The organism is Gallaecimonas pentaromativorans (genome assembly GCF_003751625.1).
GTDB lineage: Bacteria > Pseudomonadota > Gammaproteobacteria > Enterobacterales > Gallaecimonadaceae > Gallaecimonas > Gallaecimonas pentaromativorans.
The window spans coordinates 243,781-253,905 of record NZ_RJUL01000001.1; the positions used below are offsets into that span (position 1 = coordinate 243,781).

The 10,125-nt window shown below is 57.4% G+C and carries 11 protein-coding genes; 8 read left to right on the forward strand and 3 right to left on the reverse strand.

Features of this window, described 5'->3' with window-relative positions; genetic code table 11:
• Positions 1 to 2 precede the first annotated feature (2 nt).
• The 3 genes from hflK to EDC28_RS01160 all read left to right on the forward strand — a co-directional run bounded on the left by hflK (position 3) and on the right by EDC28_RS01160 (position 2,442).
• Positions 3 to 974, forward strand: coding sequence for an FtsH protease activity modulator HflK (gene hflK, locus EDC28_RS01150; protein WP_123420387.1), 972 nt, complete (start codon positions 3 to 5; stop codon positions 972 to 974).
• The gene (gene hflC / locus EDC28_RS01155) at positions 971 to 1,951 is read left to right on the forward strand and encodes a protease modulator HflC (RefSeq protein ID WP_123420388.1); all 981 of its coding nucleotides are present in this window, start codon (positions 971 to 973) and stop codon (positions 1,949 to 1,951) included. The genes hflK and hflC overlap by 4 nt, the downstream gene beginning before the upstream one ends.
• 116 nt (positions 1,952 to 2,067) lie before the next feature.
• Positions 2,068 to 2,442: a SpoIIAA family protein gene (locus EDC28_RS01160; RefSeq protein ID WP_123420389.1), complete on the forward strand. Its 375-nt coding sequence runs from the start codon at positions 2,068 to 2,070 to the stop codon at positions 2,440 to 2,442.
• A 137-nt stretch (positions 2,443 to 2,579) separates the two neighbouring features.
• Here the strand turns inward: EDC28_RS01160 and EDC28_RS01165 are convergent, their stop codons facing one another.
• Together EDC28_RS01165 and EDC28_RS19920 are read right to left on the reverse strand one after the other, a co-directional pair.
• Positions 2,580 to 3,635, reverse strand: coding sequence for a fatty acid desaturase family protein (locus tag EDC28_RS01165; protein WP_123420390.1), 1,056 nt, complete (start codon positions 3,633 to 3,635; stop codon positions 2,580 to 2,582).
• A gap of 108 nt (positions 3,636 to 3,743) precedes the next feature.
• Positions 3,744 to 4,073, reverse strand: a complete 330-nt coding sequence (locus tag EDC28_RS19920; protein ID WP_148049775.1) for a hypothetical protein — start codon at positions 4,071 to 4,073, stop codon at positions 3,744 to 3,746.
• Positions 4,074 to 4,416: 343 nt separating this feature from the next.
• Here EDC28_RS19920 and EDC28_RS01170 point away from each other — a divergent pair, with 343 nt between their 5' ends.
• The gene (locus EDC28_RS01170; RefSeq protein ID WP_050657832.1) at positions 4,417 to 5,394 is read left to right on the forward strand and encodes a sigma 54-interacting transcriptional regulator; all 978 of its coding nucleotides are present in this window, start codon (positions 4,417 to 4,419) and stop codon (positions 5,392 to 5,394) included.
• A gap of 120 nt (positions 5,395 to 5,514) precedes the next feature.
• Complete coding sequence (locus EDC28_RS01175) at positions 5,515 to 5,757, forward strand: hypothetical protein (protein ID WP_050657833.1); 243 nt, start codon at positions 5,515 to 5,517, stop codon at positions 5,755 to 5,757.
• A 10-nt stretch (positions 5,758 to 5,767) separates the two neighbouring features.
• Here EDC28_RS01175 and EDC28_RS01180 read toward each other — a convergent pair whose 3' ends face one another.
• Positions 5,768 to 6,571, reverse strand: a complete 804-nt coding sequence (locus EDC28_RS01180; RefSeq protein ID WP_123420391.1) for an N-acetyltransferase — start codon at positions 6,569 to 6,571, stop codon at positions 5,768 to 5,770.
• A 434-nt stretch (positions 6,572 to 7,005) separates the two neighbouring features.
• Here EDC28_RS01180 and tssC point away from each other — a divergent pair, with 434 nt between their 5' ends.
• Genes tssC through EDC28_RS01195 form a run of 3 tightly spaced genes read left to right on the forward strand, consistent with a single transcriptional unit; the run spans position 7,006 to position 10,123 of the window.
• Positions 7,006 to 9,117 (forward strand): type VI secretion system contractile sheath large subunit, encoded by a 2,112-nt coding sequence (gene tssC, locus EDC28_RS01185; protein ID WP_123420392.1) that lies wholly within the window; start codon positions 7,006 to 7,008, stop codon positions 9,115 to 9,117.
• Positions 9,118 to 9,139: 22 nt separating this feature from the next.
• The gene (locus EDC28_RS01190) at positions 9,140 to 9,733 is read left to right on the forward strand and encodes a type VI secretion system tube protein Hcp (RefSeq protein WP_050657836.1); all 594 of its coding nucleotides are present in this window, start codon (positions 9,140 to 9,142) and stop codon (positions 9,731 to 9,733) included.
• A gap of 9 nt (positions 9,734 to 9,742) precedes the next feature.
• Positions 9,743 to 10,123 carry a GPW/gp25 family protein gene (locus EDC28_RS01195; RefSeq protein ID WP_123420393.1) on the forward strand — a complete coding sequence of 127 codons (381 nt, stop codon included), beginning with the start codon at positions 9,743 to 9,745 and terminating at the stop codon, positions 10,121 to 10,123.
• Positions 10,124 to 10,125 lie beyond the last annotated feature (2 nt).

A 10,125-nucleotide genomic window follows, 5' to 3' on the forward strand; every position in this document is an offset into this window, starting at 1 on the left:
CAGTGCTGCGAACCCTCAGGGCAGCCTGGCCCAGCGGCCGCAAAAGTCAGGTGGCGCTGGGGGTACTGGCCTGCTTTGGGCTGCTGGGCTGGAGCGCTTTTTACACCGTACCGAGCGACTCTGTCGCCGTGGTGCAGCGCTTTGGCCAATACCAATTTGAAGTCCCCCCTGGGCTGCATATTAAGCTGCCGCTCGGCATTGACGTCGCCACCATAGTGCCGGTCAAACGGCAGTTAAAACAGGAATTTGGCTTTACCACTCCTGGCTCAACCGATCTGCACCAAAGCCCGCTACCAAAAGACGAAAAGCGCGAAACCCAAATGGTGACAGGCGATCTCAATGCCGCGTTGGTGGAGTGGGTGGTGCAGTACCGCATTGCCGATCCGGTCAAGTTCCTGTTTGAAGTGCGCGAGCCGGCCGCCACCTTACGCGCCGTTTCCGAATCGGTGATGCGTGAAGTGGTGGGCGACAGAACCGTAGACGAGGTGATCACCATAGGCCGCCAGGAGATCGAAACCGAGTCCCTGGCCAAGATGCAGATGCTGGCCAGTAAATACACCATGGGCATCAGCATCGATCAGGTGCAATTAAAAAACATCAATCCCCCCGAGCCGGTCCAAGAATCCTTCAACGAGGTCAACCAAGCCCAGCAGGAAAAGGAAAAGCTCATCAACGAGGCCCGGCGTGACTACAACAAGGTGATCCCCCTGGCCGAAGGGGAAAAAGACCAACGCATTCGCGCCGCCGACGGTTATCGACTGAAACGGGTCAATGAAGCCCAAGGGGATGTGGCCCGCTTTAACGCCTTACTGGTTGAATACAACAAGGCGCCAGAGGTAACGACAAGGCGTATCTATATCGAAACCCTGCAGGAAGTGATGCCCAAGATCCGCGCCAAAGTGGTGGTGGATAAACAGGCCGCGTCGGTGCTGCCACTGTTGGATCTCAATGCCCAGCCAGGAGAGCAGCCATGAAAAGTCGCAAAACCCTGATGTTGGTGGCACCGCTACTGGTGCTGGGCTGCCTCACCTTCAGCGCCCTTTACACCGTCAGCGAAACCGAGCAAGTGATCATTACTCAGTTTGGTAAGCCAGTCGGCGTGCCTGTTACCGAGGCCGGCCTGAAAACCAAACTGCCCTTTATCCAGACCGTTAACACCATCGACAAGCGCATCTTGGAATGGGACGGTAACCCCTCGGACATGCCAACCAAAGACAAGCTCTATATCTCAGTGGATCTCTTTGCCCGCTGGCGCATCACCCAGCCGCTGCAATACTTTTTGCGGCTGCGCGACGAGCGCAGTGCCCTGTCTCGTCTCGACGACATCCTCGGCAGCGAAACCCGCAATGCGGTGGCCAAGCATGAGCTGATTGAAATTATCCGTACCACTAAAGACCGGCAACCGCTGCGCGACGCCCTGCTCAGCCCGTCAGAGCGGGAAATGAATATCGGCAAGCTGGTGCCCATCGAAAAAGGACGAGAACAGGTCGAAAAAGAGATCTTCACCGCTGCGGCCGACAAGGTCAGGGTATTTGGTATTGAGCTGCTGGATATCCGCTTTAAACGGATCAACTACAACGAGAGCGTGCGGCCGAAGATCTATGACCGGATGATCAGTGAACGACGGCAAATCGCCGAGCGTTTCCTGGCCGAAGGCAAAGGTGAAGCCGCCCGGATCCGCGGTAACCGCGAGCGCGATCTTAACCAGATCCAATCAGAGGCCTATCGTCAGGTGGAAACGATCAGGGGCTTGGCCGACGCCACCGCTACCCAGATCTACGCCCAGGCCTACAACCAAAGCCCGCAAGCCGTGGCCCTCTATGAATTCACCCGCACCATGCAGGCCTATCCGGATCTGATTGGCAACAACACCACCTTGGTGCTGTCGAGCGACAGCGAGGTGTTTAGATACCTCAAAGGTATTTCGCCCCCACAAGACAAACGGCGCTAAAAGCCACTTGTGTATGCCAGCGCACAGAGCCACGGCCCACAACCGCGCAAACTGGTGCGAAAACGGCGGCTTTAGCAGGCCAAACGGTTGCCCTGCCAGGCCCCAAGGAGGCGATGATGTCTATCCAAATGCATCCAGAAAACGGCGGTGATCTGGCCGTCGTCGAAGTGCGCGGAAAGCTGACAAAGGCCGACTACGCCACCTTTATTCCAGCCTTTGAGCAACTGATCCAAACCAAGGGCAAGCAGCGAGTGCTGCTGGATATGTCTGGTTTCCAAGGCTGGGCCTGGGGGGCTGCCTGGGAAGATCTCAAATTCGGTGTTCGGCATTTCTCCGACATCGAGCAACTGGCGATTGTGGGGGAAAACCGATGGCAACATTGCCTGGCCGCCTTCTGCAAACCCTTTACCAAGACCCAGGTGCGATACTTTGACAGTAAAGAGGGCACTAAGGCACGTGCTTGGCTGGCAAAAGAGCAACAGGCAGCTTAATTCACAACAACGTGGGGAGGCGGCAGCGGCTCCTCCCCAGGGCTCAGCTGTTGATGAGAAACACCTTGGTACCGTCGATACCGATACCCGCCATCAAAACATCGCCTTATTCCCCATTCGAGTAAAAAGCATAGGGCTTATTGCTCGCTAGCCTCAGCGCGGTGGGCCTCGCCATAAGACACCATACGCTGCCGCTTCTCATCCCAAAGGGCCGAGCGGAAGCAGTCAACAATGTCTCTGGGCGCCAAGGTCGTTGTTAACGGCGCTTGCAGCTCAGGAATGGCGGCCATGGCTTCCGGCAAGCGATAGAAAGGGATACGAATATTAAGGTGATGAATATGGTGATACCCCACATTGCCGGTAAACCACTGCATCACCTTGTTCATGCGAGTAAATGCCGACGATTCCATCGATGCCCGATAGAAACTCCACGCCTCATTAGAGATCACCTGCATACGCCGAAAACTGTGCTGGGCAAAGAACAGATAACAGCCGATAGAAGAGGCAATGGTCATGGGAAGTAGCAGTACGAAAAATGCCAGGCTAAAGCCCCCTAACCACCACAGCAGGGCCAGCAAGCCGAAATGACAAACCAGGGCCACCAAGGAGTCCAAATGCTTGGCTGGCGCAAAGAGAAAAGGCTTGAGGGTAATGTTGATACCAAATACCAAGGGGTAGCTAAACACCACCACCAAAGGATGGCGCTGAGCTCGGTAACTGAAGCGCTGCCATCGGGTCGCTGTGCGCCACATCTCGGTGGTGATGAGAGGGAATGCCCCTACGCTTTTGGCCTCGATGCAACCCACATGACCATGGTGATAATTATGACTTTCCCGCCAGGAATGGGTGGGGGTCAGTACCAAGGCCCCAAACCCCTTAAACAGCCAATACGCCACTCGCGACTGCTTAAGAATGGCCCCGCGCTGGAAATCATGGAAGGTGATAAAGGCGCGCACCATCAGCAAAGCGCCAAACAGCGAAAAGACCAACCGCAGCGGCCACCAGGGCGCCAAGGCAGCAGCCGTCAGTGAGACAAGCAGCAATACAAAGGTTGAGCCGACATACCACCAGCTGGTGGCAGCAGACACCTCAACATAGGGGGCAGTTGCCTCAAGTAAGGCTCTACCAACCCGGATACCGGCACTGTGCTCGGGTAAGCTACCGGGGGCAACGGGGGCGTTATCCTGGTGCATGGCCACCTCCCATTTTTCAAAGCGACTGCAACAACGCTGCGTGTTCAATGGGTAAGTATCAGTTAGAAAAAAGCCCGCTCTCACTTAAATATGGGGAGAGTTGATACATCATGCACAAAGGAAGCTGACCAACGTCTGGCGTCTGGCCGTTACTTTATTCACGAACTCAGACACCAACGGCATGTTCAGCACTAAACGTTCCCCCTGATAATAAGTCGTTGCGCCATCGATGCAGCTTAAGCTCCCTACTTGACTCCACAGGCTCACCCTCCGGCAACCCTGAAATTGCGCCGTTAAATTAATAACAATATAAAAATCAATAATATATCGGAAAAATTTGTTCAATCCGACATGGGAAATGGTGAAATACCGAGACCACTCCAGCTCGCCGATGCCGGCCTCAGTATGATGAGTAGCAATTCCGGGATCCCCCTTCACAACTGACACCCAAAGCTGTGCGGCAGGCCACGTTTATGGATTTTTACAGCCGGCCTCCCCTGTCTTTTTTAGCAGGTTTAATAGTAATAACTGCTTATAAAATGGTTGCTAAAATCAAATTAATTCAACATGTTAAACCGGAAGCCTAGCAGAAGATGTTGGTTTAAAAAGCTGGCTACACTGTAGAACGTTCGATGGATAGTCCACCTCAACGGCTTTTTGATAACGGGCCTTAATTCACGGCCATGGACCTGCTGACAAGCCGCAAACAATGAAGGTGTAGCGCCATCGGTAAGCAGTGCCTCCTCGGCACTCTAGCAGCCATGACAATCAGGATATGGACATGTCCCCACAGCAAAGCCACCTTGTCGGTTCCTCCGAGTTGTTTCAGCAGGTATTAAAGCGTCTTCACCAATTGGCCGGCATTGACGCCACTGTGCTGGTCACCGGCGAAAGTGGCACCGGCAAGGAACTGGCCGCCCGCGCCCTGCACTATCTCGGCCAATTCAGCGAAAAGCCCTTTATTCCCGTCAACTGCGGCGCCCTGTCGGACAGCCTTTTGGAAAGCGAACTGTTTGGCCATGAGCGCGGCGCCTTTACCGATGCCAAGCAGTCCTATCAAGGGCTAGTAGGGGAAGCCCAGAACGGCACGCTTTTTCTGGATGAAATCGACACCTTAACGGCCAAAGGACAGGCTGCGCTGCTGCGCTTTTTGCAGGAAAAGACCTACCGGCGGGTCGGTGGCCAGGGCCAGCATCAGGCCAATGTCCGGTTGATAGCCGCCTGCAACGCCGATTTGGAAGCCTTGGTCGGCCAGGGCCGCTTTCGTCAGGATCTCTGGTATCGGCTGAATGTGCTCAACCTGGTGATGCCGCCGCTGCGGCAACGGGAAAACGACGCAGTAGAACTGGCCCAAACTTATGTCAAACGCCTGCAGAGCCAGTACCAACAGCCTCACCGGCACCTCTCTCCCGAGGGACTTTGTTTTATTCAGGATTACCACTGGCCGGGCAATGTCCGTGAACTGCACAGCCTGTTACTGCGCGAGTTTCTGCTCTGCGATGGCGACGAAATGCACTGCCTGGAAAGCCGTCAGTTGCTGACCACCGCCGCCACATCCTCCCCAGACAGCGATACCTTCAAGGAGGCCAAAGCCCGAGCCGTGGCCCGCTTTGAACGTGACTACGTGGCCAGGCTGCTCACCCAAACCGGCGGCAATATCAGCCAGGCGGCGCGGCTGGCCGGCCAGGACCGCAGCGCCTTTGGCAAACTGGTCAGAAAATACGGCCTGCAGGCCAGGGAAAGCACCTTGTCTTCCTAAGCGGGACCATTCATCTCGGTGAACGTTGACCGATAACAGCTTTCGGTTAAGTCTTGCCGCTTATACTCCCCTGTAAGATCTGACAGGACGTCGCTGACCAGGTGCAGCCAAAGAGGACAAATGATCGATTCCGACCCTATTGACCGTATCAGCGCCGCGATAATGGACTATCTGGCGATCCGGCCCCAGGCTGCCGACAGCCTCGAAGGCATCCACCACTGGTGGATCAATTGGGCTGGCCAGGAAGCCCCCCTCGAAATGACCCAATTGGCCCTCGAATCCCTGGCGGCAAAGGGGCAGCTGCAAGTGCGGCTGCTGGCCGGCCGCGAGATCTGGAGCCGGGCACCAGCCAAACAGGGCTGATGCCCGCTCGTCAACGCACCCGTTTTCTTAAATCAATGGAATGGTTGGTAAAATCGGCGGGTTGCAAGGGATTGCCATCGGCTTTTTCAAAGCCCACATGGCGGTAAAATCCCTGCGCCTCCTTACCCTCAGCCCCCAAGGTCACAAAGCGCGCGCCCTGCCGCAGCCCCAGGGCGTTGGCGTGGTCGACAATGGCGGTGCCTACCCCTGGTGTGCTTTGTCCAGGCCCGCTGATATTACCCGGCTTGGTGCTGAGAAAGCCGACCCCTCTGTCGCTGTGATTCCCTTGGTTTACCCCCATCGAGCTCATCATCCCTTCAATGGTGTTGCCGCTTTTGACAAACGACAGATCTGAACCGGACCAGGGCCCCATATCCGCAATGGTGCCCAGGGTTGAAAGTACCGAGTGGGCTTCTTTTTGCTGGCGCATTTCCCGAAGGTGGCCCATTACCCGCCGCTGGCCGCCCTGGCTGCCGCCTTCGGGGCCGTGGAGAATGTCATCCAGCCACGCCTTCTGGGCCAGGGTCTTGGCGTAACGTGCCCGCAGATTGGCGTTGGTGGCCATGGTATTGGCCGCCTTTTTAGCCAAAGGGTAATCGGGCTGATCAGGGGTAATGGTATTGAGGGTCTGATGGCGTTTATTCACCGATGGGGTGCTAAGCCCAGGGGTATTTGGCCCCAGGGTTGCGGCCAGTTGCTCAAGGGCCGGGGTAACCCCGTGGACATCATGAAGCTCCACCAGGTTCTGCTGTTGGCGCTGACGCCTTTTTATCTTTTGTACCGCACTGCGAAAGGGGCGGGGAGTTCTGCTCATAAAGCCTCCAAGCTTGATGTGGGTGTTGTCCGCGTGCCTTACCCGCCGACTGCCGCAACAGCAGGTCATTCCAGGCTAGTCACAACGCCCGGCGCGCACAATTAGGCAAAAAACACCCAGCCAGGTCTAAAACATCCCACCCAGGCCAAGCCAAGCCAAGAGCGGCCTGCCGCGCCATTTCGCCCTCTTCAGCCCAGGTAAATTTCCACCCACCCCAGGCAATGAAACCAGAACATTTCAAATAAAAACAAACACTTAAAAACTGGCATCTTCCTTGATTAGGTTTTTGCCCCAGCCAGCGAGCGCACTAACAGCCGCTGGTGGTGAAGGAAGGTAAGACGCTAGCCAGGTTCGGCCAGTCTTATGGGTGCACCAACGAGGCACCAAGGCTGGCCGGTAAAGGAATTTCACGCTGAAGGAATACCAATACCGCTATGTTGGGAAGCATACAGGACAGACTGACGCGGGTTCGTCCACCGCGCGTGCGCATCACTTATGACGTTGAAACCGGTGGCGCGCTGGAGAAAAAGGAACTGCCTTTTGTGGTGGGCATCATGGCGCAGTTGGGCAGCGATGCCCAAATGTCTCAATTGCCCCCTCTTAAAGAGCGCAAATTCAACGATATAGACCGCGACAGCTTTAACAGCATCATGGCCACCATAGCCCCGGAAGTGGCGGTGGGTGACATGCGCAACGTCACGGTAGACGACCCCAAGGCCACCCTGGGCGTGCCGCCCCTGGTGTTCAAGAAAATGGATGACTTTGACCCTGTGGCCATCATCAAGCAGGTCGCCCCCATGGCGTACCTCTACAGTGGCCGTGGCAATATCCGTTTCCTGCAATCCAAAGCCGAGATCTCCGGCACCCTGGCCCGCTATCTGGACCAGGTTACCGGTATCGACGAGTCCGGCAGCGCCTGCAGCGATGCCCGCCAAGCCCTCGTGGACCAGTTCAAGGAGGCCAAGGCCGCCGCCGACGACCCGCAAAAGCCGTTGCCCGAAGCCGAGCGTTGGGCCCAGGCCTGGAAGGCGGTGGAGCTAGGCGAGCCGCTCAAAGAGCTGTTCACCCAGTTGGGCCTGGAGGACGAAGCCGCCGACACCATGAAGGTGCTGCTGGGTCAGTTTACCCAGGACATCCTGGTACCGCTGGCCGCAAAACTGGGCGCCACGGACTTTGTGGCCACCGAGCAAGACAAGCTCAAGGGCGCCGCCGCCTACATCGATGACCGAGTGGCCGAGATCGATAGGCTTTTGGGCTTGCAGCTGGATGTGATCATGCACGCCAAGGTCTTTCAAGACCTGGAAGCCACCTGGCGCGGCCTCTTTTATCTGGTGTCGCGCACCGAAACCGGCGCCATGCTCAAGCTTAAGATCCTCAACGCCTCGGCCAAGGATCTGTTGGCCGATCTCACCAAGGCGGTGGAGTTCGACCAGAGCGGCCTCTTTAAGATGATCTACGAAGACGGCTACGGCATTTACGGCGGCATGCCCTACAGCGTGTTGCTGGGTGCCTACGAATTTGGCCGCCACCCCAACGACATGACCTTACTGGGCAAACTGGCGGAAGTGGCCGCCGCCAGCCATGCGCCCTTTATCGCCGCCGCCTACGCCAAGCTGTTCGATTTGGAAAGCTTTGAGAGCCTGGCCAAGCCTCGGGATCTGCAAAAGATCTTCGAGAGCGTCGAGCTGGCGTCCTGGAGCGAGTTTCGTAAAAGCGAGGACTCGCGCTACGTCACCCTGACCTTGCCACGGGTGCTGCTGCGCCTGCCTTACGGCCCCGACACCGCCCCCTGTGACGGCCTCAATTACCGGGAGATCGTCGGTAAAGAGCAGCAGAGCGACACCGAGGTCAACGGCAAAAAGGCCACCCAACTAGTGCCCGACGCCAGCCTGCTGCTGTGGGGCAACCCGGCCTTTGTGCTGGCCGAGCGCATCACCAACGCCTTTGCCCTGTTCGGCTGGACCGCCGCCATCCGCGGTGTGGAAGGGGGCGGCCTGGTTGGTGGCCTGCCGGTGTTCAGTTACAACTCCGACGAAGGGGACGTGCAGATGATCTGCCCCACCCAGGTGGCAATCACCGACCGGCGCGAGAAGGAACTGAACGATCTGGGTTTTATGGCGATCTGCCACTGCAAAGGCACCAGCCAGGCGGCCTTCTTTGGCGGCCAGACCACCAACCTGCCCAAGAAGTACCTGTCGGACCTGGCCAACAGCAATGCCCAGCTGTCGGCGATGCTGCCCTACATCATGGCCGCCTCCCGCTTTGCTCACTACGTCAAGGTGATCATGCGCGAGAAGATCGGCGCCTTCATGACCCGTGGCAACGTGGAAGCCTACCTCAATACCTGGATCTCCCAGTACGTGCTGCTGGACGAGAACGCCGCCCAGGTGATGAAGGCGGCCTACCCGCTGAGCGCCGCCTCGGTCAAGGTCACCGACGTGCCGGGCCGGCCCGGGGTCTACAACGCCACGCTGTTTTTGCGGCCCCACTTCCAGCTTGAAGAGCTGACCACCTCCATCCGCCTGGTAGCCGAGTTACCAGCCTGATACCCACTGAAGGATAGCGAACATGGATCTTGTATTACTGCAACCCGGCGACACCAGCATCGTCGGCAACAACAGCTGGGACACTGGCGGCTCCTTGATCTCCAAGGATCCCTGGGGCTCAACCGCCCTGGACGAGGGCCTTTCCAGCTTCGGCTTCAACCCGGAAAACTGTATCGAACTGGTGTCCATTCACCAGGGCATGAAACAACAGATGACCACCGATGTGTCCAACTCCGCCCGTACCTCGGGGCGGCCCATCATCACCGAGTTCACCTGCGTCAAATACGTGGATCAGTCGTCGGTCAAGCTCTATGACCTCTGCCTCAGGGCCAAGCCCATGGACACCGACAAGGCCAAGCCCACCTCGCTGTTCGTGCTGCGCAACTCCGGCGAAAACATGGTGAACATCATCTCCATGCAGCTGCGCCTGGCCATGGTCAGCGAGATCCAGTTCCAAACCAACCCGGACGACATGCCCACCGAGCAGTTCAAGCTCAGCTTCACCGAAGTGCTGTGGAAATACACGGTACAGCTGGCCAACACCAGCCCGGCCGGGGTGATCCCTGCTGGCTGGAGCCTGGCCCGTAACCGCCCGATCAGCGCCTTCACCGACTAGGTGCCTGAGGTGGCCGACTTCTTGTTCGACCGTTTGTTGGCGGCCCAGGACCATGCCCTGGGCCGCCAGCCCCTGACCGAACAACAAGCCGTGCTCAAACAACTGAACTGGCTGATCAGCAGCCGCGAATGGCTGGCGCAATCACAGGGCCAATACCTGATTGATGTGGCCATGCCGGACCCGGTGTCCATGAACAGCCAGCAACAAGTGGAATTTTACGCCCGGCGGCTGGTGCGGCTTATCGAGCATTACGAGCCCAGGCTGACCGAGCTGGAAATACATCTGCTGCCCACGGGCCGTCCCTTAAGCCCGTTTCGAGTGCAGATCAGTGCCCGCCTGGTGGGCCAACAAAGCCAGGAAAGATTGTTCTTCGACAGCCACCAAAGCTAACG